Annotated in this window: 13 protein-coding genes and 3 pseudogenes; 15 read left to right on the top strand and 1 reads right to left on the bottom strand. The window is 65.1% G+C overall.

Annotated features, from left to right (window positions below; all coding sequences use genetic code 11):
- Positions 1–18 precede the first annotated feature (18 nt).
- From BMZ43_RS27135 to BMZ43_RS01455, 12 genes and pseudogenes are all read left to right on the top strand, one after another.
- Positions 19–1539, top strand: a pseudogene (locus tag BMZ43_RS27135) (MCP four helix bundle domain-containing protein); the annotation flags it as partial.
- 57 nt (positions 1540–1596) lie between these two features.
- Positions 1597–2457 (top strand): annotated as a pseudogene (locus tag BMZ43_RS27130) (methyl-accepting chemotaxis protein); the annotation flags it as partial.
- Positions 2458–2505: 48 nt separating this feature from the next.
- Positions 2506–3534 (top strand): annotated as a pseudogene (locus tag BMZ43_RS27125) (MCP four helix bundle domain-containing protein); the annotation flags it as partial.
- A 51-nt stretch (positions 3535–3585) separates the two neighbouring features.
- Positions 3586–4680 carry a methyl-accepting chemotaxis protein gene (locus tag BMZ43_RS27120; RefSeq protein WP_371913852.1) on the top strand — a complete coding sequence of 365 codons (1095 nt, stop codon included), beginning with the start codon at positions 3586–3588 and terminating at the stop codon, positions 4678–4680.
- Positions 4681–4683: 3 nt separating this feature from the next.
- Complete coding sequence (locus BMZ43_RS01490) at positions 4684–5190, top strand: chemotaxis protein CheW (protein WP_017642755.1); 507 nt, start codon at positions 4684–4686, stop codon at positions 5188–5190.
- 57 nt (positions 5191–5247) lie between these two features.
- The gene (locus tag BMZ43_RS27115) at positions 5248–7551 is read left to right on the top strand and encodes a methyl-accepting chemotaxis protein (RefSeq protein ID WP_093249234.1); all 2304 of its coding nucleotides are present in this window, start codon (positions 5248–5250) and stop codon (positions 7549–7551) included.
- 354 nt (positions 7552–7905) lie between these two features.
- Positions 7906–9567, top strand: coding sequence for a methyl-accepting chemotaxis protein (locus tag BMZ43_RS01480; protein WP_017642757.1), 1662 nt, complete (start codon positions 7906–7908; stop codon positions 9565–9567).
- Positions 9567–10049, top strand: a complete 483-nt coding sequence (locus tag BMZ43_RS01475) for a chemotaxis protein CheW (protein ID WP_093249230.1) — start codon at positions 9567–9569, stop codon at positions 10047–10049. Before BMZ43_RS01480 ends, BMZ43_RS01475 begins: the two co-directional genes overlap by 1 nt.
- A 2-nt stretch (positions 10050–10051) precedes the next feature.
- Positions 10052–10864, top strand: coding sequence for a CheR family methyltransferase (locus tag BMZ43_RS01470; protein WP_093249227.1), 813 nt, complete (start codon positions 10052–10054; stop codon positions 10862–10864).
- Between the two features lie 11 nt (positions 10865–10875).
- The gene (locus BMZ43_RS01465; RefSeq protein ID WP_256562846.1) at positions 10876–11373 is read left to right on the top strand and encodes a chemotaxis protein CheD; all 498 of its coding nucleotides are present in this window, start codon (positions 10876–10878) and stop codon (positions 11371–11373) included.
- Entirely contained in the window at positions 11373–12440 is a 1068-nt protein-coding gene (locus BMZ43_RS01460) for a protein-glutamate methylesterase/protein-glutamine glutaminase (RefSeq protein WP_017642761.1), read from the top strand. The genes BMZ43_RS01465 and BMZ43_RS01460 overlap by 1 nt, the downstream gene beginning before the upstream one ends.
- A 53-nt stretch (positions 12441–12493) precedes the next feature.
- Positions 12494–13069 (top strand): DUF1349 domain-containing protein, encoded by a 576-nt coding sequence (locus BMZ43_RS01455; RefSeq protein WP_093249221.1) that lies wholly within the window; start codon positions 12494–12496, stop codon positions 13067–13069.
- A gap of 153 nt (positions 13070–13222) precedes the next feature.
- On the opposite strand, the gene BMZ43_RS01450 is transcribed toward BMZ43_RS01455, so the two are convergent.
- Positions 13223–13693, bottom strand: a complete 471-nt coding sequence (locus tag BMZ43_RS01450) for a MaoC family dehydratase (RefSeq protein WP_017642763.1) — start codon at positions 13691–13693, stop codon at positions 13223–13225.
- A gap of 259 nt (positions 13694–13952) precedes the next feature.
- Between BMZ43_RS01450 and BMZ43_RS01445 the strand changes: the two genes are divergently transcribed.
- The 3 genes from BMZ43_RS01445 to hrpA all read left to right on the top strand — a co-directional run bounded on the left by BMZ43_RS01445 (position 13953) and on the right by hrpA (position 20732).
- Positions 13953–15632, top strand: coding sequence for a long-chain fatty acid--CoA ligase (locus BMZ43_RS01445; RefSeq protein ID WP_093249216.1), 1680 nt, complete (start codon positions 13953–13955; stop codon positions 15630–15632).
- A gap of 152 nt (positions 15633–15784) precedes the next feature.
- A complete protein-coding gene (locus BMZ43_RS01440) occupies positions 15785–16564 on the top strand; it encodes an SGNH/GDSL hydrolase family protein (protein ID WP_093249211.1) in 780 nt (259 codons plus the stop codon).
- Positions 16565–16706: 142 nt separating this feature from the next.
- Positions 16707–20732: an ATP-dependent RNA helicase HrpA gene (hrpA, locus tag BMZ43_RS01435; protein WP_093249206.1), complete on the top strand. Its 4026-nt coding sequence runs from the start codon at positions 16707–16709 to the stop codon at positions 20730–20732.
- The last annotated feature ends 4 nt before the right edge of the window (positions 20733–20736 follow it).

Genomic DNA, 20736 nt, shown 5'->3' with positions numbered 1-20736 from the left:
GACAAGGAATAAGAATACATGACCGTTACCAAACGCATGTCCCTGCTGGTGCTCTCCGCGCTGCTGGGCATCATCCTGCTCGCGGGTATCGCCTACCAGCAGTTGAGCCAGGTGTACGACCGCGCCAATTACGGCAACGACAACACCGTACCGTCGATCCTGGGCATCGATGCCATCGATGCCCATTCGGCCGACATCATCACCGGCATCTACCGCCACCTGGCCGCGGACGGCGACGTCGCCACGCGCGAGGCCGAGAAGGAACTGACCGAGGCCCAGCAACTGACCGAAAAGGCGCTCAAGGACTATGAGCCGCTGATCTCCGACGAAGCCGATCGGCGCATGCTGCAGGACGATCGCCAGGCCATCGTGGCCCTGAACGATCTGGTGGCAACGGTGTTGCCTCTGTCGCGAGCGAGCCAGGACGAGGACGTCAAACGCATCCTCGGCGAGCAGCGCAAGGTGATCGACCATGTCGGCGATGCCCTCGATGCGCACCGCAGTTACAACCAGAAGCTCGGCAGCGAGCAGGCGCAGGTCGCCGGCCGTACCATGAGCCAGGCCACCGTCCTCTCCATCGGCATCGCCTTGGTGACCCTGCTGGCCGTCGGCCTGCTCGGTTTCTTCATTACCCGCAACCTGCTGCGCCAACTGGGCGGCGAGCCGGCCGAGGTGGCCAAGGTCGCCAACCGCACGGCCGCAGGCGACCTGCCCGACGATCTGCAGCTACGCGCTGGCGACGATTCCAGCCTGATGGCCGCCATGCAGCGCATGGTGCTGACCCTGCGCGGCCTGGTGCAGGAGATGACCACCATGGCCGTCGAGCATGATCGCGGCGAGACGGACGCGCGCCTGCCGCAGGAGCGATTCCAGGGGGCCTTCCGCAACGTCGCCGAAGGGGTCAATGCGATGGTCGCCGGTCACCTGGAGGATTCCCACAAGGCCATGGCCTGCGTGAAGAGCTTTGGCGAAGGCGATCTGGCGGCCGAGCTGGAACGTTTCCCCGGCAAGAAGGCGGTGATCAACGACAACCTCGAACAGGTGCGCGGCAACATCCAGCGCCTGGTCGCGGAAATGGTGCAGCTGTCCGAGGCCCATGATCGCGGCGCGACGGACGCCCGCATTCCGGTGGAGCGTTTCCAGGGTACCTTCCGCAGCATGGCCGAAGGCGTCAATGCCATGGTCGCCGGGCACCTGGAGGATTCGCGCAAGGCCATGGCCTGTGTGAAGAGCTTTGGTGAAGGCGATCTTTCGGTGCCGCTGGAACGCTTCCCTGGGCAGAAGGCAGTGATCAACGACAACCTCGAGCAGGTCCGCGGCAACATCCAGCGCCTGGTCGAAGACGCCGCCCAGCTGAGCCAGGCGGCCATGGCCGGGCGCCTCGATAGCCGTGCCGACGCCAGTGCCCACCAGGGCGACTTCCGCCGTATCGTCGCCGGCATCAACGGCACCCTGGACGCCATCGTCGCCCCGGTCAACGAGGCCATGGGCGTGATGGCCGGTCTGGCCCAGGGTGACCTGAGCCGTACCGTCCAGGGCGCCTACCAGGGTCAGCTGCTGGAATTGAAGAATTCCATCAACGGCACCGTCGGCAAGCTGAACCAGATCATCGGCGACGTACGGCTGTCGGCCGATGCCCTGGCCAGTGCCTCGGAAGAGATCTCCGCCACCGCCCAGAGCATGAGCCAGGCCAGTACCGAACAGGCCGCTTCGGTGGAAGAGACCAGTGCCAGCGTCGAGCAGATGTCGGCCTCCATCGCCCAGAACACCGAGAATGCCCGGGTCACCGACGGCATGGCCGGCAAGGCCGCGCGAGAGGCGGGCGAGGGTGGTGAAGCGGTACGTGATACCACGGTGGCGATGAAGACCATCGCCGACAAGATCGGCATCGTCGACGCCATCGCCTACCAGACCAATCTGCTGGCGCTCAACGCGGCCATCGAAGCGGCCCGCGCCGGCGAGCACGGCAAGGGCTTCGCGGTGGTGGCGGCCGAGGTGCGCAAGCTGGCCGAACGCAGTCAGGTCGCGGCCCAGGAGATCGGCGACGTGGCCAAGAACAGCGTGGCCCTGGCCGAGCGCGCCGGCACCCTGCTGGACCAGATCGTGCCCTCCATCGGCAAGACCTCGGAGCTGGTGCAGGAGATCGCCGCGGCCAGCGAAGAGCAGAGCAGCGGGGTGAGTCAGATCAACGGCGCCATGCTGCAACTAAACCAACTGACCCAGCAGAACGCCTCGGCCTCGGAGGAGCTGGCGGCCACTGCCGAGGAAATGAGCGGCCAGGCCGAGCAACTGCAACGGCTGATGGGCTTCTTCCACACCGGCGAAGGCCGTGTGGTGCAGGACTTGGATCGAGCGCTGGAAGCCACACGGCCAAGGACGGCGCGGGTCCCCGGCAAGCTCTTGCGCAATGGCACCGCGGGTGGCGTACCTGAAGGCTACGCCCCCTTCGATTCCTGACCCCTTATCCTATGGCCACCTGCGGGTGGCCTTTTTGAGACTACCGACATGACTGTCATCAAGAAAATGCTGCTGCTGGTGCTGTCCGCGCTATTGGGCATCATGGTGCTGGCCGGCACCGGCCAATATGAAATCGACCAGGTGTTCCAGGCCGCCAACTATGGCAACGACAATACCGTGCCCAGTTTGAAGGCGCTCGGCGAGATCAACGATAGCCGCTCCGATTACGTGGTAGGCATCTATCGTCACGTGCTAGCGACCAGCAGCGAAGCCATGACCACCGCCGAGCAGGACCTGGCCGCGGCCAAGGAGCGCATCGGCCAGAACCTCGGCAAGTACGATGCGTTGGTTTCGGATGATCGTGATCGCACACTGCTGGCAACCGATCAGGCCGCCTTCAATGCCCTGTTCAGCCTGGGCGAGCAGGTCATTGCCCTGTCGCGGCAGAATCGCAACGACGACGCCCAGAACCTGATGCGCAGCCGTACCGACGTGATGCTCGCCATCAACAAGGCCCTCGACGAGCACGTCAGTTACAACCAGACCCTGGCGCAGCAGGGCGTGCAAGTCGCCCAGAAGACCAAGGTCGAGGCCACCTGGCTGGCCCTGTCCATCGCCCTGGCGACCCTGCTGGCCGTTGCCCTGCTGGGTTTCTTCATCACCCGCAATCTGCTGCGTCAGCTGGGTGGTGAGCCCTCCGTGGTCGCCACCTTAGCCGGCCGCGTGGCTGCAGGCGATCTGCCCGACGACATCAAGCTGCGGGGCGACGACAAGACCAGCCTGATGGCGGCCATGCAGAACATGGTTACCACCCTGCGCGGGCTGATCACCGAAATGACCAGCATGTCGACTGCCCATGACCGTGGCGAAACCGTGGTCCGCATTCCGGCGGACCGTTTCCAAGGTGCCTATCGCAGCATGGCCGAAGGCGTCAACGGCATGGTTGCCGGTCATCTCAGCGATTCCGCCAAGGCCATGGCTTGCGTCAAGAGCTTTGGCGAAGGCGATCTGTCGGTGCCGCTGGAGCGCTTCCCCGGCCAGAAGGCGGTGATCAACGACAACCTCGAGCAGGTGCGCGGCAATATCCAGCGTCTGGTCGAGGACGCCAACCAGCTGAGCCAGGCGGCCATGGCCGGTCGTCTCGACAATCGTGCCGATGCCAGTGCCCACCAGGGTGACTTCCGGCGCATCGTCGCCGGCATCAACGGTACCTTGGATGCCATCGTCGCCCCGGTCAATGAAGCCATGGCGGTGATGTCCGGGCTGGCCGAAGGCGATCTGAGTCGCACCGTTCAGGGTGATTACCAGGGCCAGTTGCACGAGCTGAAGACGTCCATCAACGGCACCGTCGGCAAGCTGAACCAGATCATCGGCGAGGTCCGGTTGTCGGCCGATGCCCTGGCCAGTGCCTCAGAAGAGATTTCCGCCACCGCTCAAAGCATGAGCCAGGCCAGTACCGAGCAAGCTGCCTCGGTCGAGGAGACCAGTGCCAGCGTCGAGCAGATGTCGGCCTCCATCGCCCAGAACACCGAGAATGCCCGGGTCACCGACGGCATGGCCGGCAAGGCCGCGCGGGAAGCGGGCGAGGGTGGTGAAGCGGTGCGTGACACCACGGTGGCGATGAAGACCATCGCCGACAAGATCGGCATCGTCGACGCCATCGCCTACCAGACCAATCTGCTGGCGCTCAACGCGGCCATCGAAGCGGCCCGCGCCGGCGAGCACGGCAAGGGCTTCGCGGTGGTGGCGGCCGAGGTGCGCAAGCTGGCCGAACGCAGCCAGGTCGCGGCCCAGGAGATCGGTGACGTGGCCAAGAACAGCGTGGCCCTGGCCGAGCGCGCCGGTACCCTGCTGGACCAGATCGTGCCCTCCATCGGCAAGACCTCGGATCTGGTGCAGGAGATCGCTGCGGCCAGCGAAGAGCAGAGCAGCGGGGTAAGTCAGATCAACGGGGCTATGCTGCAGTTGAATCAGCTGACTCAGCAGAACGCCTCGGCCTCGGAAGAGTTGGCGGCCACTGCCGAGGAAATGAGCGGCCAGGCCGAGCAACTGCAGCAGCTGATGGGCTTCTTCCACACCGGTGAAGGCCGTGCGGTACAGGACCTGGAACGGGCCATGGAGCGGGCTCGGCCAGCCGCTCCGCGCAGTCCGCAAGTCGCCGTCCGTTCCCAGTCCGCCGCCGGTGGTCGCTTGCCGGAAGGCTACGTACGTTTCTCGGAGTAACCCATGAACGCCCTGACGATCTCCGATCTAGAGCAAGACACCCTGGGTCACCAGCACCTGACCTTTGTCGTGCAGGAAGAGACCTATGCGGTGGATACCCTGGCCGTGCGCGAGATTCTCGAGTTCGGCCAGCTCACCCAGGTTCCGCGGATGCCGGCGTGCATCCGCGGCGTCATCAACCTGCGCGGGGCGGTGGTGCCGGTGATCGATCTGGAGGCACGCTTCGGCGGTAGTCCGACCCAGGTCGGGCCACGGACCTGCGTCGTCATCCTGGAGGTGCCCACGGGCGATGACCTGCAGGTGCTTGGCGTGGTCGTCGATGCGGTCAGCGAGGTGCTGGAGATCGCCCCCGGCGACATCCGCCCGGCGCCCAGCTTCGGTAGTCGCCTGCGCCCGGACTTCATCGCCGGCATGGTCAAGTCGGGCAGCGGCTTCGTCGTCGTCCTCGATGTCCCGCGGGTGCTGGATATCGAAGAACTGGCCGGCCTGGCCGCGCGTAGTACCAGCTGAGCGCCGCTGGACCCCTGATGCAAAGACTCAGAAAAGACAGGAAAAAGGAAGCGCAACATGCAGTTGATGTTCTCGCTACGGACTCGAGTGGTGTGGTCGGTACTGGGCATGGCCGTAGCCCTGCTTCTGGTAGTGGGGGCGGCCTGTTATCAGCTGAAAGCTTTGGGTGGCCCAGATGTCGGTTCGGCCCAGTGGCTGGTGGGCGTGCTGGGCCTGGCTGCCCTGGGCGTAGTGGTCCTCGGTGGCGGGTTCATCATGCACACCTTGCAGCGTCAGCTTGGCGCCGATCCGCGGGTTGCCGCCCAGGTGGTGGCGCAGCTCGCGCGTGGTGAGTTTCCACGCCAGTTGCCGTTGCGCGAAGGGGATACCCAGAGCCTGTTGGCGCAACTGGCCGGGCTGGTGGCGACCCTGCGCGAAGTGGATGCCGAGTGGGGACGCATCAACACGGAGCAGGCGCGAGGTCACCTAGACGGTCGCTCCAATGCTAGGGCGTTTCCGGGTTGCTATCGCGACTGGTTGGAGCAGTACGCTGGCACGCTGCAACTGCAGCAGGACGAGCAAAGACGTGCCATGGCCTGCGTCAGCGCGATCGCCGCTGGCGATTTCACGGCGAAGCTCGATCCCTATCCCGGGCAGAAGGGCTTCATCAACGCCAGTGTCGAGGAACTGCGCGGCAGTCTGCAGACCCTGCAGGGCGAATTGCAGCGGATGTCCCACGAGCATGCCATCGGCGATATCGAGGTCTGCATCGAAGCCCAGGGCCTGCAGGGCGCCTTTGCCGAGATGGCCAGCGGTATCAACGCGCTGGTCGACAGTCACATCCAGGTCAAGAAGAAGGCCATGGCCTGCGTCAAGGCCTTTGGCGAGGGCGACCTGACGGCGCCGCTGGAGGCCTTCCCGGGCAAGAAAGCCTTCATCAACGCCCACATCGAGCAGCTGCGGGGCAATCTGCAGGGATTGATGGCGGAGATGCAGCGGATGTCCCAGGAGCATGATGCCGGCGACATCGACGTCAGTATCGACGCCGAACGCTTCCAGGGCTCCTATCGCGAAATCGCCGCTGGCATCAATGCCATGGTCGCCGGTCATATCGCGGTGAAGAAGAAGGCCATGGCCTGCATCAAGGCCTTCGGCGAAGGCGATCTCTCGGCGCCGCTGGAGCGCTTCCCCGGCAAGAAGGCCTTCATCAACGACAACGTCGAACAGGTTCGGATCAATATCCAGCGTCTGATCGATGACGCCCAACACCTCAGCGAGGCGGCCATGGCCGGTCGCCTCGATAGGCGCGCCGATGTCATCCTGCATCAGGGCGATTTCCGTCGAATCGTCGCTGGCATCAACGGTACCTTGGACGCCATTGTCGCCCCGGTGAACGAGGCCATGGGCGTGATGGCCAGGCTAGCGGAGGGGGATCTGAGTCGTACCGTTCAGGGCGACTACCAGGGCCAGTTGCTGGAGCTGAAGAATTCCATCAACGGCACCGTCGACAAGCTCAACCAGATCATCGGAGAGGTGCGGTTGTCGGCCGATGCCCTGGCGAGTGCCTCGGAGGAGATATCCGCCACCGCTCAGAGCATGAGCCAAGCCAGCACCGAGCAGGCGGCATCCGTGGAAGAGGCCAGTGCCAGCATCGAAGAGATGTCGGCGTCCATCGCGCAGAATTCGGAAAATGCCAAGGTTACCGACGGCATGGCCGGTAAGGCGGCCCAGGAGGCGCAAGAGGGTGGTGCTGCGGTCCGTGATACCACCGTGGCGATGAAGACCATCGCCGACCGGATCGGTATTGTCGACGACATCGCCTACCAGACCAATCTGCTGGCGCTCAACGCGGCCATCGAGGCGGCGCGGGCCGGGGAGCACGGTCGTGGCTTCGCGGTGGTGGCCGCCGAGGTGCGCAAGTTGGCCGAGCGCAGCCAGGTGGCGGCCCAGGAAATCGGTGCCGTGGCCAAGAACAGCGTGGCCTTGGCCGAACGCGCCGGCACCCTGCTGGATCAGATCGTCCCTTCCATCACCAAGACCTCGGGCCTGGTACAGGAGATCGCCGCGGCCAGCGACGAACAGAGCGGCGGGGCAGGGCAGATCAACGCCGCCATGCTGCAACTCAATCAGATCACCCAGCAGAATGCCTCGGCGTCGGAAGAGCTGGCGGCCACGGCCGAAGAGATGAGCGGCCAGGCCGAACAGCTGCAACGACTCATGAACTTCTTCCATACCGGCGAAGGGCGCGCCCCGCGCGACCTGGATCGCGCGCTGGAACACGTCCGGCCGTCGTTGCCGAGGTCCCATCATCCGCTGGGGTCCAGTCGTGGCGAGGCGCCAATCGCCCGCTTTCCAGAAGGTTTCACACGCTTCGGTGAATAGCGCCTAGGCGCCATGCCGTGGCCTGGCTGAACAGCCATCGGCTGGCGCCGCTGCGCCGGCTGACGCGCCCCTTGAAGGTAATGCCACCGATTGATCGGCTGGCTAGGTCGCCGTGCTAACCGAATGGACGGCTGCGGACCAGGGGTAACGCTTCGTTTCCTTGGGGAAAGGAAGTGGCACACACGCCAGCCAGGCTAGGCCTTGGTATTGCTGAGTCGCGCTGCCAAGGCCCTGTCGAGCAACGGATGAGGCGCATTCCAGAGCGGACACGCGGTAAGTGCTAGATAGCAGAACGGTTAAAGAAGGCCAGGGCTAGGCCGAAGAACTGGACAGTAACCATTAGGAAGTCATTCCATGCTGAACAAGATGCGTGTTTCGACCAAATTGATGCTGGGCTTCGGCGCCGCCATCCTCATGCTGCTGCTGACCATCGGCGTGGCGCTGCTGAACATGGGGACGATGAGGGAAGCCGCTGACTCCATGTCGCAGTATCGCTTTCCCATGACGGTGCAGGCCAACACCCTGGCCCGCAACACCCTGGATTCCGGCCGCCAGATGCGTAACCTGCTGCTGCAGGACGGCGCTGACCAGCGTGCCAAGACCCTCGACGAGATCAAGCGCATTCGGGGCGAGAACGGCGACATCCTCACCGACCTGGGCAAGAAGATCCAGAGCGACGAAGGCAAGCAGAAGCTCAAGGCCGTGCTGGAAAGTCGCCAGCGGCTGCAGGACAAGTACAGCGAATTCTTCCGCCTGCTGGACGTCGACCATGGGCAGGCGCGTGACTATCTGCTCAACGTCTTCGCCCCCAACAACAACGAGCTGGTCACCGCGGTCAATCAGCTCAATGACCTCCAGGCCCAGCGCATGATCGAGTCCGGCGAAGCCGCGACCGCTGCCTATGTGGACGCCCGCAACCTGATGATCGTCCTGGGTGCCGTGGCGTTGCTGATGTCGGTCGCCATGGGCTACCTGATCGCCCGCAGCCTCATCCGCCAGCTGGGCGGCGAGCCGGCCTATGCCGCCGATGTGGTCAGTCGGGTCGCCCGCGGTGATCTGAGCGTCGTGGTCGAGACCCGCGAAGGCGATACCACCAGCATGCTGGCGGCTATCCGTGGCATGACCGAACGCCTCGGGCAGATCATCGGCGAGGTACGCGGCAACGCCGATTCCCTGGCCAGTGCCTCCGAAGAGGTCTCGGCCACCGCCCAGAGCATGAGCCAGGCCAGCACCGAGCAGGCTGCCTCGGTCGAGGAGACCAGCGCCAGCATCGAGCAGATGTCGGCTTCCATCGCCCAGAACACCGAGAATGCCCGGGTCACCGACGGCATGGCCGGCAAGGCGGCACGGGAAGCGGGCGAGGGTGGCGAGGCGGTGCGCGATACCCTGGTGGCGATGAAGACCATCGCCGATAAGATCGGCATCGTCGACGCCATCGCCTACCAGACCAATCTGCTGGCACTCAACGCGGCCATCGAAGCGGCCCGCGCCGGCGAGCACGGCAAGGGCTTCGCGGTGGTGGCGGCCGAGGTGCGCAAGCTGGCCGAACGCAGCCAGGTGGCCGCCCAGGAGATCGGTGAGGTCGCCAAGAACAGCGTCGCCCTGGCCGAGCGCGCCGGTACCCTGCTCAGCGAGATGGTCCCCTCGATCAACAAGACCTCGGATCTGGTGCAGGAGATCACCGCTGCTTCCGAAGAGCAGAGCGCCGGGGTCGATCAGATCAACAGCGCCATGCTGCAACTGAGTCAGCTCACCCAGCAGAACGCCTCGGCGTCGGAAGAACTGGCGGCCACCTCCGAGGAGATGAGCGGCCAGGCCGAGCAACTGCAGCAGCTGATGGAATTCTTCACCCTGAACAATGCCTTGCCGGGCGTCAACGCGGGCCTGTCCCCGAATACCGGTTCGAGCCAGGGCAAGGCCAAGCGCAAGGCATCCGCCTTCCGCTCCGCACCCGTGACCGTTGCGACCCGGGGCAAGGCCCCGGTCGGCTTCGCCCACTTCGAGGAGAGTGTCTGATGAGTACTGCAGATCTGCCCCGGCAGTTTCTTACCTTCCAACTGGGCGGTGACATGTACGCGGTGGGTACCGGATGCGTGCGCGAGATCATCGAGTACGGCGCGGTGACCAGCGTACCCATGCTGCCGCCATCGATCCGTGGGGTGATCAACCTGCGCGGCGCCGCGGTACCGGTGATGGACCTCGGCGTGCGTTTTCATGGCCAGCCCACCGAGGTGAGCCGGCGCAGCTGCATCGTGGTGCTGGAGGTGCAGGGCGGGCAGCGCACCCAGGTGCTGGGGGTGGTGGTGGATGCCGTCAGCGAGGTGCTGGAAATCGGCGCGGATGCCATCGAGCCGGCGCCGGATTTCGGCGCCCGGGTGCGCACCGATTTCATCCTCGGCATGGCCAAGCAGGGCGACGGCTTCGTCATCCTGCTCAACATCGAGCGCGTGCTCGGTGAGGACGACTACCAGCAGCTCGCTGCCATTCCGGCTGCCTGAGCATGAGCGTGTCCGAGGCCCTCGCGCTCACCGATGCCGAGTTCCAGCAATTCCGCTCCCTCATCTTCAAGGTCGCGGGCATCAGCATGTCCGATGCCAAGAAGCCGCTGGTGGGCGGACGGCTGGCCAAGCGCATCCGCTTGCGCCAGCTACCCAGCTACGGTGCCTACTTCCGCCTGATCCAGCAGGATCGGGGGGAATTCCAGATGGCGGTGGATCTGCTCACCACCAACGAGACCTATTTTTTCCGCGAGCCGAAGCATTTCGACTTCCTGCGCAACCAGGTGCTGCCGAACTGGAAGGGCAGCCAGCCGTTTCGCCTGTGGAGCGGCGCCTGTTCCTCCGGCGAAGAGCCCTACACCCTGGCCATGACCCTGGCCGAGGGCCTCGGCGAGAAGCCCTGGGAGATGCTCGCCTCCGATCTCAGCACCCGGGTGCTGGAAAAGGCGCGCCTCGGGCAGTACCCGCTGGAGGAGGCCGAAGGCATTCCCGCAGCCCTGCTGCGGCGGTACTGCTTCAAGGGCGTGGGTAACAACGCCGGCATCTTCCTGGTCGATCCGGCACTGGCGGCGCGCATCTCCTTCATGCAGATCAACCTCAATACCCGGTTGCCGGAGGTGGGCAAATTCGACGTCATCTTTCTGCGTAACGTGATGATCTATTTCGATCTGCCCACCAAGCGCCAGGTCGTCGAACGGCTGGTCCGCCATCTGCGTCCGGGTGGCTATTTCTTCATCAGCCATTCGGAAACCCTCAATGGCGTGACCGAGGCCTTGCGCATGGTGTCGCCTTCCATCTATCAGCGGCCGATCTGAGCACCGTGGCGGTGGGCGAACGCTTCCTCACCCCCGGCGACTGGTATTTCGGTCGTGGCGATCTGCAACTGCGGACGGTACTGGGCTCTTGCGTGTCCTTCGTCTTCTGGCACCCGGGTGATCGGTTGGGGGGCATGACCCACTCCCTGCTGCCCAGTCGGCTGGGTGGCGCCAAGACCACCCGGCGCGACGGCCATTACATCGACGATGCCCTCTATCTGGTCCTCAGGGCCATGGCGCGCCATGGCAGCGATCCACGCGGGTATCGCATTCACCTCTATGGCGGTGGCTCCATGTTCCCCGGAGTGCCGAGCACGCCGGCGGCGTCCATCGGGCAGCGCAACGTGGAGGCCGCGCGCGCCTTGCTGGCCGCCTATGGTCTAAGGTGCGACAAGACCCATGTCGAAGGTATCGGACACCGCAAGTTGATCCTCGATCTGCGCACGGGCGCTGTCTCTCTCCAGCAGGCGACCCTGAGCGCAAATTCCTCCTCTCCGGACTACCCCTAATGAATAAGATCAAGGTTCTCATCGTCGACGATTCAGCCGTGGTGCGTCAGGTGCTGGCACAGAGCCTGGCCCTGGATCCGGGCATCGAGGTGGTCGGCGTAGCGGCCGATCCGGTGTTCGCCATGGACAAGATGCGCAAGCAATGGCCGGACGTCCTGGTGCTGGACGTGGAGATGCCGCGCATGGACGGCATCACCTTTCTCAAGAAGTTGATGTCCGAGCGGCCGACCCCGGTGGTGATCTGCTCCACCCTCACCGAGAAGGGCGCTGCCACCACCCTGCAGGCCATGGCGGCCGGCGCGGTTAGCATCGTCACCAAGCCCCAGGCCAATCTCAAGCAGTTCCTCCAGGGCTCGACCGAGGACCTGGTGCATGCCATCAAGGCGGCAGCCCGCGCCAATCTGAAGCGCCTGGCGCCGCGGGCGGCGCCCGTGGTGGCAGCGCCCAAGCTCAGCGCCGATGTCATCCTACCCGCCGGTGGCACGGCCATGGCCCGGACCACCGAGCGGCTGGTGGCGCTGGGCACCTCCACCGGGGGTACCCAGGCGTTGGAAGCCGTGCTCACCTCCCTGCCGCGGGTCTGTCCCGGCATCGTCGTCGTGCAGCATATGCCCGAGCGTTTCACCGCCGCCTTCGCCGAGCGCCTGGATCGCCTCTGCGACCTTGAGGTCCGCGAAGCGCGGCACGGTGATCGCGTCACCCCGGGACGGGTGCTCATCGCCCCGGGTGGCCGGCACATGTTGCTCAAGCGCAGTGGTGCCCAGTACCACGTGGACGTGGTCGATGGCCCGCCGGTGAGCCGCCATCGACCTTCGGTGGACGTACTGTTCCGCTCGGTGGCGCGGGCGGCCGGCAGCAACGCCCTCGGCATCATCATGACCGGCATGGGCGACGACGGCGCCCGTGGCCTCAAGGAACTACGCGAAGCCGGCGGCCGTACCCTCGGCCAGGACGAAGACAGCTGCGTGGTCTACGGCATGCCCAAGGAGGCCATGAAACTCGGCGCCGTGGAGCAGGAAATCGGTCTCAACCAGATCGCCGCCGCCATCCTCAAAGGCGGCGCCTAGACGAACTTGCGGGGCAGCCCGGACTCCAAGCGCGAGCACGCGAGGAGAGCCCCATGTTCGACATCTGCCAATGGATCAATGAACCCGAGACCTGGCTGGCCGAGCCCGAGCGGCTCCGGGTCATCACCGATCGCCACAGTGACTTCTGGCGTCAGACCCACGACGGTGCCGAGCGCCACAGTGGTCACTTCTTCGGCGCCCGGGTTACCAGCGGCTTCACCGCGCAGGTGCGGGTCGTCGCGCGCTGCAAGAACCAGGGTGACCATGCCGGGCTGATGGTGCGGATCGACGAGCAGCAGTGGCTGCGCGCTGGCATCGGCTACTTCGACGACACGCCGCAACTGCTTAGCGTCCTGACCCAGGGCCGTTCGGATCTGGCCGTGGGCGCACCGTTGGGCGAGCGGGAAGAGGTGTGGCTGAGGGTCACCCTGACCCAGGGTAGCCTGCGGGTGCAGGCCTCGCTGGACGGTCAGCGCTGGCCGCTGCTGCGCCTGGCCAGCTTGCCAGCCGCTGCGGAATACCGGGTCGGTCCGGTCTGTGGCACCCCGGAGCGGGGCGGCATGGAAGTGGCGTTCAGCGAGTTCAGTCTGCAAGCCCCGCTGCAACGAGGCCTGGCCGATCTGAGTTGAGGTAGTGTTGATAAGCTATGTTTTACGATCTAGCGAGCTAGAGCCAAACAAGGCGAAAACGCCTGAGGAAGCGGAGTTTACAGATGGTAAATGAGCATTCCGAAGGCGTTTTTAACGCAGTTAGGCCGACGCGCAGCAGATCGTGGCTGAACATCAGCCGACGGTGACGGGGGGCAGTTCTACCTGCTGCACCTGCACCGCCTTGCGCGGCGCGACCACCTTGGCGACGCCATCGACGACCTTGTCACCGTGTTGGTTGAACACGCGGGTGGCCAGGTTCACGCGAAACTTCGGCAGCTTTTCCAGCACCTCGATTTCCACCGTCAGGGTATCGCCCAGCTTGACCGGCTTTTCGAAGGTCATGGTCTGGTCGACATAAAGAGTGCCTGGGCCCGGCAGGTTGCAGGCCACCGCGGCGCTGATCAGGGCGCCACTGAGCATGCCGTGGGCGATGGGCTCGCGAAACAGCGTCTTGGCGGCGAAGTCGGCATCCAGGTGCAACGGGTTGCAGTCCCCGGAGAGGGCGGCGAACAGCAGCACGTCGCGCTGCTCGATGGTGCGGGTCACGGTCACCTTTTGGCCGATCTCGAGGGCTTCATAAGGGATGTTTTCGGTCAGGCTCATGAGGCGCTCCGGCAGCTGTGGCAAGGCGGCAGACGCCGCGAAGCCGGGCATTCTACCCAGGCTGGTCGTCTGAGGCTAATCGACGCCCGGAAAAGCCGATAGAGAAGGTGACCATAAATGACTTTATGGTCATTAGGTGACGTTCAGGGCGGATATTGATGCTGTTGCGGGCAGGGCAAAGCTGCTAGGCTCGCAGGGCCGGTTCAGCGCTGATCACGGCACGCCAACGAACAATAACCATAGAGCGGGAGCGGGCTGCATGATGCCGAATTTCTGGAGTGACAAATATCCCGAGGGCATCCAGACAGACATAGACCTGGACCGTTATCGCAACGTCCTGGCGGTATTCCGCGAGGCCTGCCAGACCTACGCCGAGCGCCCGGCGTTCAGCAATCTCGGGCGGACGCTGAGCTACCGCGAACTCTATGAGCTGTCCGGTCAGTTCGCTGCCTACCTGCAGAAGCACACCGACCTGCAACCCGGCGATCGCATCGCCGTGCAGATGCCCAATGTGCTGCAGTACCCGGTGGTGGTGTTTGGCGCCATGCGCGCCGGCCTGGTGGTGGTCAACACCAACCCGCTGTACACCGCCCGTGAGATGCAGCACCAGTTCAAGGATTCCGGCGCCCGGGCGCTGGTGTGCCTGGCCAACATGGCGCACCTGGCCGAACAGGTGCTGCCGCAGACCGACATCCGGCACGTCATCATCACCGAGGTCGGCGACCTGCTGCCGACCTTCAAGCGCCTGCTGGTGAACGCCGTGGTCCGCCACGTCAAGAAGATGGTGCCGGCCTATCACATTCCCCATTCCATCCGCTTCGTCGATGCCATGACCAAGGGCGAGCACGTCGATTTCGTCGACGCCGACCCGGCGGCGGAGGATGTCGCCGTGCTGCAGTACACCGGCGGCACCACCGGCATCGCCAAGGGCGCCATGCTGACCCACCGCAATCTCGTGGCCAACATGCTGCAGTGCCAGGTGCTGATGACCAAGTACCTGGGCGGCGGTGCCCAGGTCATGATCGCGCCGCTGCCGCTCTACCACATCTATGCCTTCACCATTCACTGCATGGCCATGCTGATCCAGGGTAACCACAACGTCCTGATCACCAATCCCCGCGACCTGCCCGCGCTGGTCAAGGAACTCAGGCAGTGGCGCTTCAACGGCTTCGTTGGTCTCAACACCCTGTTCGCCGCCCTGTGCAACAGCGAGGAGTTCCGCCAGCTGGATTTCTCCCAGCTCAAGGTGACCTTCTCTGGTGGCATGGCGCTGCAGCAGTCCGTGGCCCTGCGCTGGGAAGAGGTGACCGGCTGCGGCATCTGCGAAGGCTACGGCATGACCGAGACCAGTCCCGTGGTGAGCTTCAATCCCCTGGAGCGTCGCCGGCTGGGCACCATTGGCGTACCGGTACCAGGTACCGACTGCAAGGTGGTGGATGCCGATGGCGTGGCCCTGGGCTTCGACACCCCCGGTGAACTGTGCGTCAAGGGGCCTCAGGTGATGAAGGGCTACTGGCTGCGCCCCGAGGCCACCGCCGAAGTCCTGGACGCCGAAGGCTGGCTGCGCACCGGCGATATCGCCGTCATCGAACCCGATGGCTATCTGCGCATCGTCGATCGCAAGAAGGACATGATCCTGGTGTCCGGTTTCAACGTCTATCCCAACGAACTGGAAGAGGTGCTCTCCCAGTTACCCGGGGTGCTGCAGTGCGCGGCCATCGGCATCCCCGACGAGGTGGCAGGGGAGAAGATCAAGGTGTTCGTGGTGCCCAAGCCGGGTGCATCCCTGACCACCGAGCAGGTGCTCAAGCACATGCACGACAACGTCACCGGCTACAAGCGACCCAAGCTGGTGGAATTCCGCGACAGCCTGCCGACCACCAACGTTGGCAAGATACTGCGCCGCGAACTGCGTGACGCCGAACTCAAGAAGGCGTAACAGGACTTCACCATGTCCCCTGCGCCGCTACCTCTCGTCGACTGGTAGCGGTGTCGCCGGTTTCCAAGCATGGTTTTCGCAAGAGGTTCGGGTATAAACCGCAGGCGGCATTTTGCCGTCATCTCTTCGACCTCTCTCCTTGAGGACACACCATGCGAATTTGCGTACGCCAGGCCTTGCTGGGTCTCTTCCTGCTGGGCTCCAGCATGCTCGGCCAGGTCCAGGCGGGTGAACCCATCCGCGTCCTGTTCGTGGGCAACAGCTATACCTTCGTCAACGATCTGCCGGCGATGGTCCGTCAAATGTCCGTCGAGGCCGGTCAATCCCGCCCGCTGGACGTCAAGCATGTGACCTTCAGCGGCGCCAGCCTTGAGGAACATTGGAAGCGCCACGACGTGCAGGACGAGCTGGCCAAGGCCAACTACGACTACGTGGTGATCCAGGACCACAGCATGATGCCGGTGAAGAATCCGGACCTCACCCGTCGGTACGTCCGCCTGATCGCCGATCTGGCGCGCAAGGACGGCGCCCAGCCGATCCTCTACCTGACCTGGGCACGGCAGAACAACCCGACCATGCAGGCGCAGCTGGACAGCGTCTACACCCCCCTGGCCAAGGAAACCGGCGCGCTGCTGGCCCCGGTGGGCCAGGCCTGGCAGAAGGCCCTGGCCGATCAGCCGCAGCCGGGGCTGTTCCTGCCCGACGGCAGCCACCCGTCCTTTACTGGCACCTACCTGACCGCCTCGGTGTTCTATGCGCTGATCTACGGCACCCGTCCGCCGCTGCCGGCCGCCGGCGAGAAGATCAAGTTCGATCATGCCGATCCGGCCGACCTGCAGCAGGATGCCTGGAAGGCGCTGCAATCCCTCGACATGGCGCTGCGCACGCCGCCGGCCGGATTGAACATGGCCAGTGTCCAGGCCAAGCGTTGATCCTGTGCTAGTCCTGCGCGACGTCCGTCGCGCAGGATCCGCTTTCCGGGCGGTTTTCCGGCCGCCGTTCTTGTAAAGCCCCGCCACACCCCCCAACTCTTTTACACTTACCGGTCCAAACGACCGCCGTCGAAAGAGTTTCATGACCGATACCCCCGCCGTTGCCCGTCTTGCCGCCAACCTGGATCAGGCCTTCAACGCCGATCGCCATCGCCTGAGACGCCAGCTCCAGGCCTTGCAGAAACAGCCCGATCCAGTCCGCGAGGCGCAGTGGCTGGAACGCTTTCAGGCATCCTGCGCCAAGGTCGAGGCGCGGCGTGCCAGCGTGCCACGCATCCGTTACGACGATGCCCTACCGATCGCGGCCAAGCGCGAGGAGATCAAGCGCGCCATCGAAGGCCATCAGGTGGTGGTGATCGCCGGCGAGACCGGTTCGGGCAAGACCACCCAGTTGCCCAAGATCTGTCTGGAATTGGGCAGGGGTGTACAAGGGCTGATCGGCCACACCCAGCCCCGCCGGCTGGCGGCACGCAGCGTGGGTGCGCGGGTAGCGGAGGAGCTGGGTTCGCCGCTGGGCGAGCTGGTGGGCTATCAGGTGCGCTTCGAAGACCAGAGCACCGACGCCACCCTGATCAAGCTGATGACCGACGGCATCCTGCTGGCCGAGACCCAGCACGACCGCTTTCTCGAGCGCTATGACACCCTTATCGTCGACGAGGCCCACGAGCGCAGTCTCAACATCGACTTCCTGCTGGGCTTTCTCAAGACCCTGCTGCCGCGCCGCCCCGATCTCAAGCTGATCATCACCTCGGCCACCATCGACCTGGAGCGCTTCTCCCAGCACTTCGACGGTGCCCCCATCGTCGAGGTGTCCGGGCGGACCTATCCGGTGGATACCTGGTACCGCCCCCTCAGCGCCGAGGTGGACGAAGACGGCGAGCGGCTGGTGGACGACCTCTCCGTGGATCAGGGGATCCTCCAGGCCCTGGACGAGATCGAGGCCCACGAGCGCAGCGTTGGCCAGCGCCCGGGTGATGTGCTGGTGTTTCTGCCCGGCGAGCGCGAGATCCGCGATTGCGCCGAGGTGCTGCGCAAGGCCCAGCTGAAATTCACCGAGGTCTTGCCGCTCTATGCGCGGCTGACCCCGGCCGAGCAGCAGAAGATCTTCCAGCCGCGTCCCGGACGCAAGATCGTGCTGGCCACCAACGTCGCCGAGACGTCGCTGACCGTGCCGGGCATTCGCTACGTGATCGACAGCGGCACCGCGCGCATCAGTCGCTACAGCTATAGAGCCAAGGTCCAGCGGTTGCCTATCGAAGCCGTCTCCCAGGCCAGCGCCAACCAGCGCAAAGGCCGCTGCGGGCGGGTCGAGCCGGGCATCTGCATTCGCCTCTACAGCGAAGAGGACTTTCTCGGTCGCCCGACCTTTACCGATCCGGAAATCCTGCGCACCAACCTGGCGGCGGTGATCCTGCAGATGCTGCACCTGCGCCTGGGTCGCATCGAAGACTTCCCCTTCATCGAGCCGCCGGATGGCAAGGCCATCAAGGACGGCTTCACCCTGTTGCAGGAGCTCTCGGCGGTCGATGTCGAAGGCCGCCTGCTGCCCCTGGGTAGGCAACTGGCGCGCCTGCCCGTCGATCCGCGCCTGGGCCGCATGCTGCTGGAGGCGACGGAGCAGGGCAGTCTCGCCGAGGTGCTGATCGTCACCAGTGCCCTGTCGGTGCAGGACCCGCGCGAGCGCCCGGCCGATCGCCAGACCCAGGCCGATCAAGCCCACGCCCAGTGGAAGGACCCGGATTCGGATTTTGCCGCCCTGGTCAATCTCTGGCACGGCTTCGAGGAGCAGCGCCAGGCGCTAGGTTCCAATGCCCTGCGCAGCTGGTGCCGCAAGCACTTCCTCAACTACCTGCGGCTGCGCGAATGGCGCGATGCCCATCGCCAGCTGACCCTGCTCTGCCGCGAGCTGGGGCTCCAGGCGCGCAAGACCGAAAGTCCGGCGCCGGCACCCGCGGAGGTCGGCAACAGACCTGCGCCTACCACCGACAAGCACGTCAACGCCAAGGCCCAGCAACAGGCCGAGGCCAGCGAGGCGGCGGTGCGTGCCCGCGGCTATGCGGCGCTGCACAAGGCCATTCTCGCCGGTCTGCTCAGCCAGATCGGCCAGAAGAGCGAGGACGGCGACTACCTGGGCGCGCGTCAGCGACGCTTCTGGATCCATCCCAGCAGCGTCATCGGCCGCAAGAAACCCACCTGGATCATGGCCGCGGAACTGGTGGAGACCACCAAGCTGTTCGCCCGCATGGTGGCCAAGATCGAACCGGACTGGATCGAGCCGGTGGCGGGCCACCTGGTCAAGAAGACCCATCTGGAACCGCACTGGGAGAAGAAGCGCGGCCAGGTGGTGGCCTATGAACAGGTCACCCTCTATGGCCTGATCGTGGTCGGCCGCCGCCCGGTGCACTTCGGCCCCATCGATCCGCCTGCTGCCCGCGAGCTGTTCATCCGCGAAGGCCTGGTGCGTGGCGAGATCAACAGCCGCGCCAAGTGCCTGGCGGCCAACCGCGCCCTGCTGGAACGCCTGGACGAGCTGGAGGCCAAGGCGCGGCGCCGTGACATCCTCGCCGACGAAGAGACGCTGTTCGACTACTATGCCGCGCGCCTGCCGGCGGACGTCTACCAGACCGCCACCTTCGACAGCTGGTATCGCCGCGAGAGCGCCAAGCAGCCTGACCTCTTGCTGATGCGTGAAGAGGACGTCCTCGCCCGCGAAGCCAGCGAGGTGACCGCCACCCAGTACCCGGACACCCTGCGCCTGGGCGAACTGATCTTGCCGCTGTCCTACGAATTCGACCCGACCCATCCCCGCGATGGCGTCACCCTGCGGGTGCCCGCGCCGCTGTTGCCACAGTTGCCACCCCAGCGCCTCGACTGGCTGGTGCCGGGGTTGCTCTATGATCGCTGCGTGGCCCTGGTGCGCAACCTGCCCAAAGCCCTGCGCAAGAACTTCGTCCCGGTTCCGGATTTCGTTCGCGCCGCCCTGGACAAGATTCCCTTCGGCGAGGGCTCGCTCCACGAAGCCCTGGGGCGCGAACTGCAGCGCATGACCGGCGCGCGCATTCCCGACGAAGCCTGGCCGGAAGCCGAAGCCGGCCTGGACCCTCATCTGCGCATGAATCTCGAAGTCGTCGATGCCCAGGGCAAGCCCCTGGGCGAAGGTCGCGATCTGGCCGAGGTGACGGCGCGCTTCGCCCAGGAAAGCCAGGCGGCACTGGCGCTACCGACACAGAAGCGTCAGGAGCAGCGCCCGGTGGAGGCCAAGGCCTTCGCCGAGGTGGCGGCCAAGACCCAGCAGCAGGTGGCAGGACTGTCGATGACGGTCTATCCGGCACTGGTGGACGAGCAGGGCACCGTACGCGAAGGCCGCTTCGCCACCCAGGCCGAGGCCCGCTACCAGCACCGTCGCGCGTTGCAGCGACTGCTGCTGCAGCAACTGACCGAGCAGGCCAAGTTCCTGCGCGGCAAGTTGCCCGGCCTCACCGAGCTGAGTCTGCTGCACCGCGAATTGGGTCGGCCGGAAGCCCTGGTGGAAGACATCCTGTTGGCCAGCCTGGACGCCGCCATCCTCGCCGACGAAGCCGAGCTGCCCCGCGATGGCGCCGGCCTGGCTTCATTGGCCGAGCGACGCAAGGCGGGCTGGACCGAACAGGCCGAACGGATCGCACGCCTGACCCTGGAGATCCTCAAGCTCTGGCATGGCCTGCAGAAGAAATTCAAGGGTCGCATCGACCTGGCTCAGGCGGTGGCCCTGAACGACATCAAGGCGCAATTGGCCAGCCTGGTCTATCCCGGCTTCGTCCGGGATACGCCGCTGGAATGGCTCAAGGAATACCCGCGCTACCTCAAGGCCATCGAGCAGCGTTTCGACAAGCTCGGCGGCCAGGTGCAGCGTGATCGCGTCTGGAGCGGCGAGCTGGCCGGACTCTGGGAGCAGTATCGCGCCCGCGCCGCCAAGCATGGTCAGGAGGGCAAGCGCGACGCCAACCTGGAGCTCTATCGCTGGATGCTGGAAGAGTACCGGGTGTCGCTCTGGGCCCAGCAACTGGGGACCCGGATGCCGGTGTCGGACAAGCGCTTGAACAAGCAGTGGAGCCAGGTGGAAGCCTAGCGCG

It is taken from the genome of Pseudomonas sp. Snoq117.2 (genome assembly GCF_900110545.1).
Classification (GTDB): Bacteria; Pseudomonadota; Gammaproteobacteria; order Pseudomonadales; family Pseudomonadaceae; genus Chryseomonas; species Chryseomonas benzopyrenica.
Note: the sequence above shows the minus strand (reverse complement) of the source record. Positions and strands in the feature narration are given on the sequence as shown.

What these genes read in the sequence shown, in the direction of transcription:
- BMZ43_RS27115 (WP_093249234.1), top strand. Translation starts at nt 5,248, where the DNA reads ATGCAGTTGATGTTCTCGCTACGGACTCGAGTGGTGTGGTCGGTACTG.
- BMZ43_RS01445 (WP_093249216.1), top strand. Translation starts at nt 13,953, where the DNA reads ATGATGCCGAATTTCTGGAGTGACAAATATCCCGAGGGCATCCAGACA.
- BMZ43_RS01490 (WP_017642755.1), top strand. Translation starts at nt 4,684, where the DNA reads ATGAACGCCCTGACGATCTCCGATCTAGAGCAAGACACCCTGGGTCAC.
- BMZ43_RS01480 (WP_017642757.1), top strand. Translation starts at nt 7,906, where the DNA reads ATGCTGAACAAGATGCGTGTTTCGACCAAATTGATGCTGGGCTTCGGC.
- BMZ43_RS01440 (WP_093249211.1), top strand. Translation starts at nt 15,785, where the DNA reads ATGCGAATTTGCGTACGCCAGGCCTTGCTGGGTCTCTTCCTGCTGGGC.
- BMZ43_RS01470 (WP_093249227.1), top strand. Translation starts at nt 10,052, where the DNA reads ATGAGCGTGTCCGAGGCCCTCGCGCTCACCGATGCCGAGTTCCAGCAA.
- BMZ43_RS01475 (WP_093249230.1), top strand. Translation starts at nt 9,567, where the DNA reads ATGAGTACTGCAGATCTGCCCCGGCAGTTTCTTACCTTCCAACTGGGC.
- hrpA (WP_093249206.1), top strand. Translation starts at nt 16,707, where the DNA reads ATGACCGATACCCCCGCCGTTGCCCGTCTTGCCGCCAACCTGGATCAG.
- BMZ43_RS01460 (WP_017642761.1), top strand. Translation starts at nt 11,373, where the DNA reads ATGAATAAGATCAAGGTTCTCATCGTCGACGATTCAGCCGTGGTGCGT.
- BMZ43_RS27120 (WP_371913852.1), top strand. Translation starts at nt 3,586, where the DNA reads ATGGCCGGTCGTCTCGACAATCGTGCCGATGCCAGTGCCCACCAGGGT.
- BMZ43_RS01455 (WP_093249221.1), top strand. Translation starts at nt 12,494, where the DNA reads ATGTTCGACATCTGCCAATGGATCAATGAACCCGAGACCTGGCTGGCC.
- BMZ43_RS01450 (WP_017642763.1), bottom strand. Translation starts at nt 13,693, where the DNA reads ATGAGCCTGACCGAAAACATCCCTTATGAAGCCCTCGAGATCGGCCAA.